This is a genomic window from Caballeronia sp. M23-90 (genome assembly GCF_053574605.1).
The window spans coordinates 1-15564 of record NZ_JBSIPA010000118.1; the positions used below are offsets into that span (position 1 = coordinate 1).

14 protein-coding genes and 1 tRNA gene are annotated in these 15564 nt (G+C 59.9%); 4 read left to right on the top strand and 11 right to left on the bottom strand.

Going from position 1 to position 15564, the window contains the following annotated elements:
- The 4 genes from ACRXB1_RS14190 to ACRXB1_RS14205 form a co-directional block, all read right to left on the bottom strand.
- Positions 1–1233: DEAD/DEAH box helicase (locus ACRXB1_RS14190; RefSeq protein WP_449492345.1), on the bottom strand; the 1233-nt coding region annotated here is incomplete at its 3' end.
- A 245-nt stretch (positions 1234–1478) separates the two neighbouring features.
- Positions 1479–2099, bottom strand: a complete 621-nt coding sequence (gene trhA / locus ACRXB1_RS14195; protein WP_061998558.1) for a PAQR family membrane homeostasis protein TrhA — start codon at positions 2097–2099, stop codon at positions 1479–1481.
- A gap of 240 nt (positions 2100–2339) precedes the next feature.
- The gene (locus tag ACRXB1_RS14200; RefSeq protein WP_449492346.1) at positions 2340–3638 is read right to left on the bottom strand and encodes a c-type cytochrome; all 1299 of its coding nucleotides are present in this window, start codon (positions 3636–3638) and stop codon (positions 2340–2342) included.
- A 21-nt stretch (positions 3639–3659) separates the two neighbouring features.
- A complete protein-coding gene (locus tag ACRXB1_RS14205) occupies positions 3660–4409 on the bottom strand; it encodes a c-type cytochrome (protein ID WP_061998560.1) in 750 nt (249 codons plus the stop codon).
- Between the two features lie 415 nt (positions 4410–4824).
- On the opposite strand from ACRXB1_RS14205, the gene ACRXB1_RS14210 reads away from it, so the two are divergent.
- Entirely contained in the window at positions 4825–5760 is a 936-nt protein-coding gene (locus ACRXB1_RS14210; protein WP_449492347.1) for a copper resistance D family protein, read from the top strand.
- Between the two features lie 29 nt (positions 5761–5789).
- Here the strand turns inward: ACRXB1_RS14210 and ACRXB1_RS14215 are convergent, their stop codons facing one another.
- Entirely contained in the window at positions 5790–6089 is a 300-nt protein-coding gene (locus ACRXB1_RS14215) for a hypothetical protein (protein ID WP_062000699.1), read from the bottom strand.
- A gap of 287 nt (positions 6090–6376) precedes the next feature.
- Positions 6377–7525 (bottom strand): galactonate dehydratase, encoded by a 1149-nt coding sequence (gene dgoD / locus ACRXB1_RS14220; protein WP_031359553.1) that lies wholly within the window; start codon positions 7523–7525, stop codon positions 6377–6379.
- Positions 7526–7645: 120 nt separating this feature from the next.
- Between dgoD and ACRXB1_RS14225 the strand changes: the two genes are divergently transcribed.
- The 3 genes from ACRXB1_RS14225 to ACRXB1_RS14235 all read left to right on the top strand — a co-directional run bounded on the left by ACRXB1_RS14225 (position 7646) and on the right by ACRXB1_RS14235 (position 10487).
- Positions 7646–8368, top strand: coding sequence for a FadR/GntR family transcriptional regulator (locus tag ACRXB1_RS14225; protein ID WP_449492348.1), 723 nt, complete (start codon positions 7646–7648; stop codon positions 8366–8368).
- Positions 8369–8512: 144 nt separating this feature from the next.
- Entirely contained in the window at positions 8513–9544 is a 1032-nt protein-coding gene (locus ACRXB1_RS14230; RefSeq protein WP_449492349.1) for a DedA family protein/thiosulfate sulfurtransferase GlpE, read from the top strand.
- A 43-nt stretch (positions 9545–9587) separates the two neighbouring features.
- Positions 9588–10487 (top strand): alpha/beta fold hydrolase, encoded by a 900-nt coding sequence (locus ACRXB1_RS14235; RefSeq protein ID WP_082771376.1) that lies wholly within the window; start codon positions 9588–9590, stop codon positions 10485–10487.
- A 58-nt stretch (positions 10488–10545) separates the two neighbouring features.
- On the opposite strand, the gene ACRXB1_RS14240 is transcribed toward ACRXB1_RS14235, so the two are convergent.
- The 5 genes from ACRXB1_RS14240 to ACRXB1_RS14260 form a co-directional block, all read right to left on the bottom strand.
- Entirely contained in the window at positions 10546–11265 is a 720-nt protein-coding gene (locus ACRXB1_RS14240) for a TIR domain-containing protein (RefSeq protein WP_449492350.1), read from the bottom strand.
- A 302-nt stretch (positions 11266–11567) separates the two neighbouring features.
- Positions 11568–11644 (bottom strand) — tRNA-Met (locus ACRXB1_RS14245).
- Between the two features lie 110 nt (positions 11645–11754).
- On the bottom strand, positions 11755–13413 hold the full coding sequence (locus tag ACRXB1_RS14250; protein WP_449492351.1) for an MFS transporter: 1659 nt from the start codon (positions 13411–13413) through the stop codon (positions 11755–11757).
- A gap of 227 nt (positions 13414–13640) precedes the next feature.
- Positions 13641–15239: a sensor histidine kinase N-terminal domain-containing protein gene (locus ACRXB1_RS14255; RefSeq protein WP_449492352.1), complete on the bottom strand. Its 1599-nt coding sequence runs from the start codon at positions 15237–15239 to the stop codon at positions 13641–13643.
- 7 nt (positions 15240–15246) lie between these two features.
- Positions 15247–15564: helix-turn-helix domain-containing protein (locus ACRXB1_RS14260; RefSeq protein ID WP_449492353.1), on the bottom strand; the 318-nt coding region annotated here is incomplete at its 5' end.

The window sequence follows — 15564 nt, forward strand, 5'->3', positions numbered from 1 at the left end:
CGCCTGTTTCGGCGCGCCCTGACGCGGCGAACCTTGACGCGCACCGCCGCCGCCCTGGCTGCGTCGGAGGATCGGTTCCGGCTTCTGGGTCAGATCCGGCTCGAACCCCGCAATCACTTCCTGCGGAATAGGGCGCTTGATGAGCCGCTCGATATCCTTGAGCAACTGATGTTCATCGACGCAAACCAGCGATACCGCTTCGCCCGTCGCCCCAGCACGTCCCGTGCGTCCAATCCGGTGAACGTAGTCTTCCGGCACGTTCGGCAGATCGAAGTTGACCACGTGCGGCAATTGATCGATATCGATACCGCGCGCCGCAATATCCGTCGCCACGAGCACCTGCAGCGTGTTGTCCTTGAACTCGGCCAAAGCACGCGTACGCGCCGACTGGCTCTTGTTGCCGTGAATGGCCAGCGCGCTGATGCCGTCCTTCGTCAACTGCTCGGCCAGGCGGTTCGCGCCGTGCTTCGTCCGCGAAAATACCAGCACCTGGAACCAGTTGTTCTGGCGGATCAGATGCGTGAGCAACTCGCGCTTTTTGTCGCGATCGACCGGGTGAATCTTTTGCGCGATCGCTTCGACGGTCGAGTTGCGGCGTGCCACTTCGATCAGCGCCGGCTTGTCGAGCAGGCTGTCGGCGAGGGTCTTGATTTCATCGGAGAAGGTAGCCGAGAACAGCAGGTTCTGGCGCTTCGGCGGCAGCTTGGCGAGTACACGCTTGATGTCGTGAATGAAGCCCATGTCGAGCATGCGGTCGGCTTCGTCGAGCACGAGGATCTCGAGCTTCGACAAGTCGATGGTCTTTTGCTGCATGTGATCGAGCAACCGTCCCGGCGTCGCCACGACGATGTCCACGCCGCGCCGCAATGCATCGATTTGAGGATTGATGCCCACGCCGCCGAACATCACGGTCGATTTCAGCTTCAGGTACTTGCCGTAAGTCCGCACGCTTTCTTCGACCTGCGCGGCGAGTTCGCGCGTGGGCGTCAGGATGAGCGCACGAACCGGGCGCTTGGCACCGGCCGCAGGGGCGGCTGCCTCGGACAAACGTTGCAGGATAGGCAACGTGAAACCGGCCGTCTTGCCGGTGCCGGTCTGCGCGCCTGCCAGCAGGTCGCCACCGTTCAGCACGGCCGGGATGGCCTGCGACTGGATGGGAGTAGGGGTGGTGTAGCCTTGTTCAAGGACCGCGCGAAGCAAGGGTTCGGACAAGCCGAGGGAATCAAAAGACATAAGTGTTCACAGATTCGGTATGCCGACCGGCGTTGTCGCATAGGCCTCAAATGAGGTGCGCGCGTACGACGATCGAGGAAATCGGGCGGCATGACGATCGGGGCGCTTGCTTGAAGAAAAGCAGGAGCGCCGGGAAAGTTGCCGCGAAGATCAACGCGCTATCAAGACACGCTGACTGGCGTTAAGTTGCATTTGAAGCGCGCACGCTTCAAATCATCAGGCATTGAGTGCCGATCAGGGCAGGCTCACGCAACATAGCGCGCAATGCTGACGAATTGACACAAGCTGCCGCCCAACACGAACAGGTGCCAGATGCCATGGCCGTGCCGGATGCGCTCGTCGTTGATGAAAAAGTAAATGCCGGCGCTGTAGATCAAGCCGCCTGCCAGCAGCCACGCCGTGCCGGCGGGCGGTAATGCTGTAACGAGAGGACGGATGGCTACGAGCGCAAGCCAGCCCATCAACACGTAAATCACCATCGATACACTGCGGGTTCGGCGCCCGAGCGTGAGTTCCTGAACGATGCCAAGAGCAGCAAGCCCCCAGCTTACCCCGAATAGCGACCAACCCCACGGACCGCGCAGCGTGACGAGCGTGAACGGCGTGTAGCTTCCCGCGATCAGCAAATAAATGGCCGAATGATCGCATTTCTGCAATACAGCCTTGAGCCGCGGGCTTCGGACCCAGTGGTAGAGCGTTGAGATCGCGTACAAGGCGAGCAGCATGGCGCCATATACGGCAAAGCTCACGATCTTGTACGGATCGCGTTCCAGCGATGCCATGGTCACTAGCGTTGCAAGTCCCGCCACCGACAGTACAGTGCCGACAAGATGGGTAACGCTGTTGAACCGCTCACCAACGTGCATCGAAGAACATCCTCACTGCCTGCGCTGCGTTTTCCGCATGTATCTGCAATCGCCCGGTATTTTACCGCGAGACCGGCTACTCGAACGGATAGTCCCCGACTCGCTTTGATTGCGCACAGGTGCTGCATGCAAATGCCGGGTGCAAAAATCGAGCGCAAAAAGAAGAAGGGCGCCGCCCCGACTGCGAGGCCTGCGCCCTTCACTGCATTTTACGCTACTGGTTGAACTGGTCTCTTTCGGTCAGTCCAGCGGCGCCGAACGCAGGTTGCTCACTTGTTGCGGCGACACCGGCGTACCGTGGTTGCCCCACGACATACGAATGTACGTCACAACCGCAGCCACTTCCGTATCCGACAAAGCTTGCGCGAACGGCGGCATGCCATACGGATGCGGGTTGCCTTCCGTGCTCGGCGGATAACCACCGTTGAGCGTCATGCGGATCGGGTTCACGGCCGATTGCATCTGGATGGACTGGTTGTTGGCGAGCGGCGGGTAAGCCGGCGGCTTGCCGAGACCGTTCTCCGCGTGGCACTTCGCGCAATTTTCCGTGTAGATCTTCTTGCCCTGGACCAGCAACTCGCCACCGAATTTCTCCGATGTCTCGAACTGCATGGTTTCCGGCGCTTCCTTCTTTTGCGGAATCGACTTGAGGTACGTGGTCATTGCGCTGATGTCCGCGTCCGTCATGTATTGCAGGCTGTTGTGAACCACTTCGGCCATTGGACCGAATACGGCGCCACGCTGCGATACACCCGTCTTCAACAGGTCGTTGATATCCTTCGCGTCCCAGTCGCCAAGACCAGCTTCCTTGTTCGACGTGAGCGAAGGCGCATACCAGTTCTGCAGCGGAATCAGGCCGCCGCCGAAGGCTGCCGAGCTCACCGGGCCGCCGAGCGGGTTGATCGAGGTGTGGCACATGCTGCAATGGCCAAGCCCTTCGATCAGGTAAGCACCGCGGTTCCACTCGACCGACTTCGTGGGATCCGGCTTGAACTCGCCTTCGCGGAAGAACAGCACGCGCCAGCCAATCAGCATGTTGCGCTGGTTGAACGGGAAGCGCAGTTCGTGCGGACGGCTGGGTTCGTTCACAGGCGGAACCGAGCGCATGTACGCGAACATGGCGTCCGAGTCGGCGCGCGTGACCTTCGTGTAAGCCGTGAACGGCATGGCCGGGTAAAGCAGGCTGCCGTCTTTCGAGCGTCCGTTATGGATCGACCGATAGAAATCGTCCGATGTCCATTTGCCGATGCCGTATTGATCGTCCGGCGTGATGTTCGGCGTGTACATGGTGCCGAACGGCGTCAGCATGGGCAGGCCGCCTGCGAACGTCTTCCCGCCGCGAACCGTGTGGCAGGCAATACAGTCACCAGCGCGCGCCAGGTACTCACCGCGCTTGATCAGCTCGGTCTGGTCGGCGGGCACGGCGGCGACAGCGCCGCTCGAATGGAATGCGTCGCCACCCGACCAGAGGGCGGCAGCGGCTGCGGCAGCCGTAAGGACGACAACCGCCGAGAGTGCGAACAGGGACTTGCGTTTCATATTCTTATCGCTCCTCGCGCCTTATTGCGGTTCGCTGCCGCAAACGAGCGGCATCTTGCGTGAGCCAGCGGGCGCGGGTACCGGATTGGCCGGTGCGGTTTGCGTGGAAAGCCAGGCGGCGACAGAGGTCACGTCGTCGTCGGTCAGGCGGGATGCGATCTGTTGCATGCAGTCAGGTGCTTTCGCGTGACGCGAGCCCGCACGCCAGGCGCCGAGCTGCGCGCTGATGTAGTCGGAGTGCAATCCCACGAGACCCGGAATAGCCGGTTCCATACCAGTGAGCGACGCGCCGTGGCAGGCCGCGCAAGCCGGGATGTTGCGGCTCGGGTCGCCGTTCAGCACGATCTGCTGGCCTTTCGTCACAGTCGATGCCGACACGGTCGGCTTGGCCGGCTGCGGATAAGGCGGGCGCTGTTGCGAGAAATACGTGGCGATCTGGTGAAGGTAGTCGTCGGAGAGATACGTGACGAGGTAGTTCATGGGCGGATACTTCCGGCGGCCTTCACGGAAGTTCTGCAACTGGTTGTACAGGTACTCGGCGGGCTTGCCGGCAAGACGCGGGAAATAGTCATTGTCCGTGCCTTCACCGTGCACGCCATGACATGCCGTACAGCCCTGCACACGTGCTGCCATGGTGTCCGGCGCGACGGGCTGGGCGGCTTGAGCTTCGGCGGCGCCGGCAGCAGCGCTGGCAGTCCCTAAGAGCGCCAGCGCCATTAGCGGGGCGAGCAACGGACGAAAGATGCGTCTTGAAGACACGCGACACTCCATGAATTTCGAGGACCTGCCGAGCTTCGTTCGGCCCGGTGCGAATATGTGGTGAACCATTGCCACATTGGCTCTGCGAGCCTCTGATGCGACGCGGCATTCTATCATCGTTGCCTGATGATGACTATTTGAGCATTGACCTGTTGTGGCTGACTTTCAACCTCTGCGCGACAATTTGCCGCGCGACTGATCGACAGGGGATTTGAAACTCTTCAATCACTGGCGGGGCGTTGCGTTCGACAAAGCATCGACTCGATTTCGACCATTTCCTGCAACTGTCCTTGTCGTGCATTCCATGTGCCCGTTCCGATAGACTCGCGGTCCGGAAGCCCTGTTGCGCCGATCCACGACACCCCACCAAACTTTCAATACTTTCCTCGTTCGCTTTCAGCATGACTCAATTTCCGCAGGTGTGCGCATGAACGGCGATCCGCTCTGGTTGTCGCAGGTCGTTATCGCTGCGTTTGCCGATATTGCGTTCGCCTGCACGCTCGGCGCGGGATTGCTGAGCGTGTGGTTATCGAAAGAGAAAGCGGTCGAGGCCAAGTCGCCCGCCCATGCCGCGTGGCAGAAAGCGCGGCGGTTGAGCATCGGCGGCGCGGTCGTGCTGGCCGCGGCGAATCTCACGCTGGTCTGGCTGCAGGCGGCATCGATGAGCGGCACGCCTTTGTTCGATGCGTTCTCCGCCGTTGTCGCCGTGGTGACCAGCACGCATGCGGGTATCGGCTGGGCGATCGCCTTTGGCGGCAGCGTGCTGCTTAACTTTGCAATGGTGTTCGCGACCGCGAAGGGCAGTCCGCGGCTCGGGTTGTTCGCGGTGGGCGCGATCGTGGCCGCGGCGGGGAAGGCGTCGATTGGCCATGCCGCCGATGCCGGCGCGTTTTCGCTGGCCGAAGGCGTGCAGACCATCCACCTTCTGGCGACCGCGTTATGGGGCGGTGTGGTGTTCGCGGGCGCGTGGAGCGTGTTGTCGGCGTTGGGGACATCGCTGGCGCGGGCGTTTTTGATTCGCACAGCCGGAAAGATGTCGACGATGTCCGTGATCGCCGTCTCGCTGGTGGTAGCGACCGGCATCTACAACGCCTGGCGCGGGTTGGGCGGTTCGGCAGAAGCGCTCGAAGCAAGCGCGTGGGGCCAGGCGCTGGTGGTGAAAGCGGTGCTGGTCGCGACTGCGTTGCTGCTCGGCGCAATGAACCGATGGTCCGTGTTGCCGCGATTGCAGCGCACGGCATCGACAGTCGATGCCCGCACGTTCACCGGCGTCATGCGGGTGGAAGCGGTTTTGATCGTTGCGGTGTTTGTCGCGGCCGCCGTGCTGTCGCACAGCGTGCCGGGGTTTGCATCGGCGGGATGAAGCGTTGGCGAGTGTTGTGCCTGGCGAGCTTATTCGTAACCGAGTCTGTGACTCACGATAGGCGCGCAGAACAGCGCCAGCGCGCAGCCGACTGCCTTGCCCTGCAACTCGATGAACGCCTTGTGCGACATGGGCGATGAAAACAGGACATCGGCCAGTTGCGGCAGGCAAAACAGCACCGCAGCGCCAATGAAGCATTTCGTGACGACCGACAGCCGCCAGTTGTACTGCGCGCCCATCGAGGCGCAGATCACGCGGAGCACGCCGAACAGCACAAGCGCGCCAACGGCCATTTGCGTGCGGATATATTCGTCTGGAAGTGTGTACATGCTGGACTCTTTCGCTTTATCGTCGCGCTCTTCCCGGGCGCATGGGTCGGAACATCAGTACACGAGATAATGCAAGACGCGGGCCAAGCGTCGATGCTGCATGCAAAGCCTTGCTGCAAAAGGGTTCTCCAGAATTACGAACGCCCTTTTTTAACGGCGTAACGCGCTGCGAGAACGTAGCTCAACAGCGCGTTACGTAACGACATCAAGACAAACCGCTGTCTCGACAAACCGTATTCTACGATGCCTTAAGCAACCGTATCGTACGGTGCGCCGCAATTCTCAGATCACCATTCTGCAACGCTGCCATCGGCGTGACGCCAGACCGGATTGCGCCAGCGGTGACCGACCTTCGCCATCTCGCGCACCTTCTCTTCGTTCACTTCGATACCCAAGCCCGGCCCTTGCGGAATCATCACCATGCCGTCTTCGTATTTGAAGACTTCCGGGTTCTTGATGTAGTCGAGCAGGTCGTTGCCCTTGTTGTAGTGAATCCCGAGGCTTTGCTCCTGGATGAAGGCGTTGTAGCTGACGGCATCGATTTGCAGGCAGGTTGCCAGCGCGATCGGCCCAAGCGGGCAATGCAAGGCGAGGGCAACGTCGTAGGCTTCGGCCATCGATGCAATCTTGCGGCATTCCGTGATCCCGCCCGCATGCGACGCGTCTGGCTGGATGATGTCCACATAACCGCCGGCCAGGATGTGCTTGAAGTCCCAGCGCGAATAGAGACGCTCGCCAAGCGCGATCGGCGTGCTCGTCTGGTTCACGATATCCCGCAACGCCTCCACGTTCTCCGACAACACCGGCTCTTCGATAAACAGCAGCTTGAACGGATCGAGTTCCTTCGCGAGGACCTTCGCCATCGGCTTGTGCACGCGGCCGTGGAAATCCACGCCGATGCCGATATTCGGACCCACCGCTTCACGCACGGCCGCGACGTTGTTAATGACCGCCTGGACCTTGTCGAAGGTATCGATAATCTGAAGTTCTTCCGAACCATTCATCTTCACGGCCTTGAAACCGCGATCCACAACGGCGCGCGCATTGTTCGCGACATCGCTTGGACGATCGCCGCCAATCCACGAATACACCTTGATGCGGTCGCGCACCTGGCCGCCGAGCAGCGCGTGAATGGGCACGCCGTGATGCTTGCCCTTGATGTCCCACAGCGCCTGATCGACGCCCGCAATCGCGCTCATGCCGATCGGCCCGCCACGATAAAACCCCGCGCGATACATCACCTGCCAGTGATCCTCGATCAACAGCGGGTCCTTGCCGATCAGGTAGTCCGAGAGTTCATCGACCGCAGCCGCCACCGTGTGCGCGCGGCCTTCCACCACCGGTTCGCCCCAGCCGACGATGCCTTCGTCCGTCGTGATCTTCAGAAAACACCAGCGCGGCGGAACGATAAAAGTTTCGAGTTTCGTGATTTTCATGCTGGCGTCTCCTGATTATCTGGTGAGTGAGGAACGAGGGTTTCAATGCTATCAAAAATCAGCTCACTCTGTATATTAATAGTACTATTCGACGGAAACGCTTGCCAGGAAAGGGTCCGTTTGTGGGTCCGTATAATCGCGTCATTTTGCGCAAAGGGGAAAGTCATTCAGCACGATCTGCACGGACGCGTCGCGTACGACCTCGGCACTGAAATCTTGCGCGGCGATTTCGCGCCGGCGACCATCTTGCCGCGCGAAGCCGAGCTCATGGAGCGCTTTGGCGTGAGCCGGACCGTGCTGCGTGAGGCGTTGCGGACGCTGACATCGAAGGGATTGATTGAATCGCGGCCCCGGATCGGCACGCGCGTGCGGCCTCGCGACGCGTGGAACCTGCTCGATGCCGACGTGCTCGAGTGGTACTCGCGTGTCGCCAAGCCCATGCAGTTCGCGCTCAAGCTGCAGGAAATGCGCGAGATGATCGAACCTTATGCCGCCGCTTTGGCCGCTGCGAATCACGATGAACATGCGATGGCGCGACTGGCCGAAGCCCATCAGGCGATGCTCGATGCGCGCAACGTCGACGAATGGGTGCGCGCCGACCTGCGCTTTCACTTGAGCGTGCTGAACGCGTGCAGCAACGAGTTGCTCGTGCCGCTCGGGACGCTGATCGAGCGCACGCTCGAGGCGCAATTGCAGTTGAATGCGCGTCGGGCGGAGGTGTTCAATGCATCGATGGCCGAACACACGGCCGTCTTCGATGCCATCGCCAAGCGGAAATCAAGCGCTGCGCGTAACGCCATGGCCGGTTTGCTCGGCGTGACGCGAGCGCGGATCGAAGGGTGATCAGCGAGCGTTAATACGCCTGTAAGCCCGGCGATATTTTCGTTTTCGCTATAAAGTTGCGGGTCAGGCGCGGTTTTGTCGATATCGGTCAAACCGTAAATATCCAGAACGTTGCGCTCTGCACTCAATGCGAGGAGCACGATTTTGCCGCACGTTCCGATCTCTTTAGTGTCGTCCTGGGGCGCGTGGGCCGTGTTCGTCAGCGTGCTCGCCACGCAGCTCGGCGTGCCCATTCCTGCCGCGCCCATGCTCGTGCTCGCCGGTACGCTGATCGCGGCCGGACTCGCTTCGTTCTGGCATATGTTGGCTGCTGCGGTGATCGCGGTGGTCATCGCCGATTCTCTCTGGTTTGCCGCCGGAAGGTTTTACGGCCGGCGGTTCCTGAACTCGCTCGTGCGCTTCTCGCTTTCCCTCGATACCACCTTGCGTACCGCCCGGCATTGGTTCGAGCGCTTCGGCGCGCCTTTGCTCGCGTTGTCCAAGTTCGTGCCGGGGCTTGGGCTGGTTTCATCGCCCATGCTTGGGACCACGCAGATCGATGTGCGCGTATTCCTGTTCTGGGATTTCGTGGGCGCGACGCTCTGGGCATCGGCCTGGATGCTGGGCGGCGCGATCCTGAAGGCCGAGGTCGCGGATCTGCTCGTGTTCGTGCGCACATATGGGCTGACCGCGCTCGATGTGCTCGGCATGGCTGCGGGGGTGTTCTTGGCGTATCGATGGGTGCGACGCCTGCAGTTTCGCCGATGGCTCGCGAAGTACCGGATATCGCCCGAGCAGCTCGATGAAATGATGCGCTCCGATGCGCCGCCCGTCATTTTCGATGCCCGGCCGGAAGAGATCCGGCGCAAGGAGGCGCACAGGATCAAGGGCGCGTTGCCGCTGGATCTGCAGGCATCGGGGAAAATCGATGAGATGTTTCGCGAGCGCGAGGTGGTGGTTTATTGCGTGTGTCCGAACGAGGCGACGGCCAAGCAGATCGTGCGGCAGTTGAAGGCGAAGGGATTCTCGAATGTACGGCCGCTGAAGGGCGGGCTGGATGCCTGGGAGAAGAAGGGGTTTCCGGTCGAGGCGATTCCTTTGGGCGGTGGGCGTGGTGCTGATGTTGAGGATGCTTCGTTCGATGATCAGGACTCGATGGGCGATATGGTTACCATTCGGGCTACGGCGCCGGAGTGAGGGTTTTGGTGGTTTGTTGGTTTGCTAATTGGAGTTGCATCGGATGACGCTGTTGGATGGGGTGGATCCCTCGCAACTTTTTGGCTTGCCCATGCCCGATGTGGCAACGCTCGACCACGGCGTGCAAGTGCCCTTTGTACAGACCGGGCACGAGCACCAGGAAGTCATGCTGTTTATTCACGGCTCGCTTTGCGACTTTCGATACTGGAAGCCGCAGCTGGGGCCGCTTGGCAGGCAGTATCGATGTGTCGCGCCGAGTCTTTCGCATTACTGGCCTTCCGGGAGGGCAGGGGCGCTTGGGGTGGCGGGGGATTTACGGCCGTTTAGCTGGGATGCCCATGTTGATGAGATGGGGCAGTTTATCGAGCGGCTTGGGGTGGGGGCGGTGAATGTTGTCGGGCATTCGAGGGGTGGGTGTGTGGCGTTTCATTTGGCCGTCCGATATCCGGAGATGGTGAAGTCGCTGGTGCTGGCTGATCCGGGTGGGGCGGTGGCTCGGGCCGGTGATGATGCTAGGGCGAGGACGGTGCTGCCCGCGCCTGTTAATGCGCTGAGGGCCAAGGCAGCGGAGTTGATTGCTGCGGGTGAGGTCGATGCGGGATTGGAGTTGTTTGTCGATTCTGTGAGCCGGCCCGGGTTCTGGGCGCGGAGTCCGAAAGAGTTCCGGGCCATGGCGATGGACAACGCCGATACCTTGGCGCTTCAATTTCGCGATCCTTTGCCTGCTTACGATGCAAGTGCTGCGGGAAGGGTGCAATGCCCTACGCTGCTTATCGAAGGGGAGAAGAGTCCGAAGATGTTTCGGGATGCGGTGGGAGCGTTGGAAAGGTGGATCGATGGGGCGAGGCGGGTGACGATTGAAGGGGCGTCGCATGGGATGAATGTTACGCATGCGGGGGTGTTTAATCGGGCAGTGAGTGAAAAAGGCCGTGCTCTTTACTGAGCGACAGCCATTACTAAAACTGATTTCCAGCTCCGACGCTCAAAGAGCGTCGTCAAATTCAAAGCAGATCAGCAAGATCTTGACGGACAAGAGTTCCCTTGAATTGAGGGATGACCCATCCCTGAAGCGTCCGATTATAAGACGCGTAAGGGAGTGCGGAAAGGCGCTCTCTATGAACAGGATCGTCACTTTTAAGTAAGAAGGACTTCTTGTATTGCTCGATCTTAATCTTTGCCGTTACCTCCTTGCCCGCCGGAGCAACGTGTTCGCTTGATGCGCCGATATGAGCCCTGATAATCGGGGCAGCAATATCGACTTCACTTAGATGCGTCTGATCGCGCATAACCTGCAATATTGATGTGCATGCAGGGTTCACCGCTGCGACCCAATTTGAATCGCGTCGATTCGATTCATATTCGGTTGAGTTCAAGCCGAAAAGATCGGTTGGTAACCTTATGCCTCCTGATTCTGGAACCAGGAAAAAACAACGCTTATGTCCCAGTCGCCCGATAAAAAGCCCAAGCTCGAAGAGGACATTGTCTCGTACCACCTGATGTTGCTCGGATCTCATTATTGAAGTGTCGTCCGGGCTAAATACGAAAATACCGAACTGCGAATCGCCCAGTTCGTCAATTAGACTATTCAACGCGAAAGAAGATGGTTGAAAAACGCCACTCTTCCAAACGGTGCACTCTGCATCCCGAGTTAGATTTGTATGGATTGCATTAGCAATCGGGATCCCTTCTCGGGACGAACCTATGAATACCCTTGGCTTCATCAGTCCTCCTAGTGTTCAACATGAGTGCATCGCAAATTCAGCGACGGGCATGATCGTATAACGCTGTGCTGAGGTTTGACGTCAAGTCGCAAATTTTTACTTTTCGGGACGTTAAGAGAATTGACGCACGACTGAAATTCCGCGATTAGTGCGTCGCATTGACGCATATTCGTTACGGTGGGCTGATAGAAACAATCGAAAAGGATGACTTTGCCAAATGCGGTAACCGCGACAAGAGATCGTGGATGTTCAGCGCAAAAAAGGCTTTGCGGAGTTATCCGCAAAGCCTTTTTCTTACAACTTGGTGGCGAATCAGGGATTCGAACCCCGGACCTGCGGATTATGATTCCGTCGCTCTAACCGGCTGAGCTAATTCGCCAAGAGATCGAGATTATGAAGAGGGTTGCAAAACCTGTCAACCCCTTCCAAGCTGATTCCTATCGACAAGTGGGTTAGGCGGCAGCAGTGCTATCCGCCGCCGCCGGACGATCAATCCGAGTCATAAACCGCCGTCCCCCGGGTCTCCTTAACAAACAGCATCCCGATCACGAACGCGGCCACGGCAATCACAATCGGGTACCACAGTCCTGAAAAGATATTCCCCTTCGCCGCCACGATAGCAAACGCCGTAGCCGGCAAGAACCCGCCGAACCAGCCATTGCCAATGTGATACGGCAGCGACATCGACGTATACCGGATCCGCGCCGGGAACATCTCCACGAGCATCGCGGCAATCGGCCCATACACCATCGTCACGTAGATCATCATGATGGTCAGGATCACGATAGCCATCGGCCAGTTGATCAGCGCCGGATCAGCCTTCGCCGGATATCCCGCCGACTTCAGCGTGCCCGCAAGCGTCTTGTCGAACGCGGCGCCCTGGACCTTCGCATCGGCGGCCTTGCCGTCATAGATGTTCACCACGGTGTCGCCAACCTTGATCTGCGCGACCGTCCCAGCCGGTGCAGCCACGTTCTCGTAGTTCAAACCGGCCTTCGACAACGCGCTCTTGGCAATATCGCAGGAGCTCGTGAACTTCGATGTACCCACCGGGTTGAACTGGAACGAGCACTCGTCGGGATTGGCAATGACGGTGATCGGCGACTTGATGGTCGCGGCTTCGAGCGTCGGGTTCGTGTAGTGAGCGAGCGCGTGGAAGAGCGGGAAGTACGTCAGCGCGGCAATCAGGCAGCCGGCCATGATGATCGGCTTGCGGCCAATCTTGTCGGACAGCGACCCGAAGAACAGGAAGAACGGCGTGCCGATCAACAACGCCACCGCCACCATGATGTTGGCGCTGGTGCCATCGACTTTCAGCGTCTGCGTCAGGAAAAACAGCGTGTAGAACTGGCCCGTGTACCAGACCACGGCTTGTCCCATCGTCAGGCCGAAGAGCGCGAGCAGCACGATCTTCAGGTTCTTCCATTGACCAAATGCTTCGGTTAGCGGCGCTTTCGAGGTCTTGCCTTCGGCCTTGATGCGCTCGAAAACCGGCGATTCGTGCAACTTCATGCGAATCCAGACGGAGACGGCGAGCAGCAGTATCGACACCAGGAACGGAACGCGCCAACCCCACGCACCGAAGGTGTCTTCGCCAACGGCGCTGCGCACCACGAGGATCACGATCAGCGAGATGAACAGGCCGAGCGTAGCCGTGGTCTGGATCCACGCCGTCCACGCGCCGCGCTTGTTGGAGGGCGCATGTTCCGCAACGTAAGTCGCCGCGCCACCGTATTCGCCGCCGAGCGCGAGGCCTTGCAGCAGCCGCATCGCGATGAACAGCACGGGCGCCGCTATGCCTATGGTCCCGTATCCGGGCAGCAAGCCGACCACGAACGTCGACAAACCCATGATCACGATGGTCACAAGGAACGTGTACTTGCGCCCGACCATGTCGCCAAGACGCCCGAACACAATCGCGCCGAACGGACGCACGGCAAAACCCGCTGCGAAGCCGAGCAAGGTGAAGATGAAGGCGGCTGTCGGGTTCACGCCCGAGAAGAAGGTCCTGCTGATATAGATGGCGAGCGAGCCCGCCAGATAGAAGTCGTACCACTCGAACACCGTGCCCAGCGATGACGCAAAAATCACGCGCCGTTCTTCGCTTGTCATCGGTGCGTGGGAAATGCGTCCCTCGACCGTCGCCATGAATCATCTCCTGATCTTGATTTTTGAATGGCACCCCGCGCATGCCGGCACCGTGCAGCGATTATTGGAGTGAAAACTTACGGCGTTCTGACTAGGTAGGGGTGTGTGGTTTTTGAGATTGCGATGGCGATCGGGTCGAACGTCGGCTATTTTTATTCGTTTGACCGTTATTTGCTGGCTAATTTACGTTAATTTATATACTGTCGGCTTTGCGATCAAGCAATCGCTCAGGGTTTGTCCCGGGCAGGATAAACCCGCTGTAAGCCTACTCTCACAAGCGTTCCCGCCTTTCGGGGCGCTTCACTGTACATGTGGTCTTCAATGTCGAGCGTGCCACGGTGCATCGTCACGATCTCCCTGACAATGGCCAGGCCCAATCCGCTGCCATCGCCTTCACGTCCGAGAATCCTGTAAAACCGTTCCACCACGCGCGCTCTTTCCGCCACTGGAATGCCCAAGCCCGTGTCTTCGACTTCGAGATAAACGCGGCGCGTGTCCGAATCCTCGGTGCGCACGCGGACCGTGATCCGGCCACCGGGCGGGGTGTAGCGGATGGCGTTATCGATAAGATTCGACAGCATCTCGCGCAGCATCACCACGTTGCCCTCGACCTCGACCGGATGCGGCGGTTCTTCATAGCCGATATCCATGCCCTTCGCCAACGCCGCCTGCACCCAGTCGCGCACGGCAAGCCGCGCAAGATCGGTGAGCTCGACGCGCGAGAAAATCTGCCCGGTCATCCGGTTTTCTGCGCGAGCAAGCGCAAGGAGTTGCGTGACGAGCCGCGCCGCGTGCTCGGAACTTGTCGCGATCTGTTCCAGCGAACGCTGGACTTCGGCGGGTACGTCCTGCCGCAGCGCCAGCTCGGCTTGGGTTCGCAAGCCGGCGAGGGGCGTTTTCATTTGATGGGCGGCATCGGCTATGAAGCGTTTTTGCAGCTCCATGTTCTGCTCTAGCCGGTTGAGCAAGTCATTGAACGATGCCACCAGCGGCGCGATTTCCGGCGGCGCGCGGCTGGCTTCGAGCGGCGAAAGGTCGTCAGGACGGCGCGCCCGGATATTCGATTGCAGCGCATGCAGCGGTGCGAGCCCGCGCGACAGCCCGAACCACACCAGCACGATAGCCAGCGGCAAAATCACGAACTGCGGCAGGATCACGCCCTTAATGATGTCGTTGGCCAACTGGCTGCGTTTATCGAGCGTCTCGGCCACCTGGACGAGCACCGGCTGCTGCAATGATGGCAGTTCGACCGTGGTGTAGGCGACGCGGATATCGTTGCCGCGCAGTACATCGTCACGAAATTCCACAATGCCGGGCTGCGGCCGGTCATCGTCGTGGGGAAGGGGCATGTCGGCGTCGCCGCCCACGAGTTCGCCTCGTGTGCCGAGCACCTGGAAAAAGACGCTGTCGACGTTATCCGCCCTCAGGAAATCGCGCGTGGCGTTTGGCAGACGCAATTCCGCCACGCCGTTGACCGGCTGGATTTGCCGGGCGAGCACGTAGGCATCGGTTTCGAGCGCCCGGTCGAACGGCCCGTTGGCTATCGACTTGGCGACCAGATATGTGACGGCGATGCTCATTGGCCACAGCAACAACAGCGGCGCGAGCATCCAGTCGAGAATCTCGCCGAACAGCGAACGCGGCGCCGGTTCGCCGTCCGGCTCGAGCTCGTCGGGCGGCGCGAACGGGTTGGCGTAACGCGCGTCACGAGACACGTCGGGGTCTGCAATGGGTGCATCGAGCAGATCCGGCGACGGGTGCTGCAACGGGTGAGGCGACTCGCGCGACGCCTGGGCGGCACGCTTGGAAGTAGCGGGCGAGCCCATGATGTGGTTACTTGTAGTGAGGGCTGGACGATGCCATCGGGCCGGCGTCCGCGGGTCCTGACGCGACCGGAGCGGCCGCTGGTGCAACGGCTTTTTCAAGGCTATAGCCTAGCCCGCGAACGGTCATGATGCGCGCCCCACCGGGCTCGATTTTTTTTCTTAGCCGATGGACATAGACTTCGATCGCGTTATTGCTGACTTCCTCGCCCCACTCGCAAAGGTGGTTGACGAGCTGTTCCTTCGATACCAGCCGGCCAACCCGCTGCAGCAGGACTTCGAGCACGCCGAGTTCGCGCGCCGACAACTCGATGACCTGGTCGTTGAA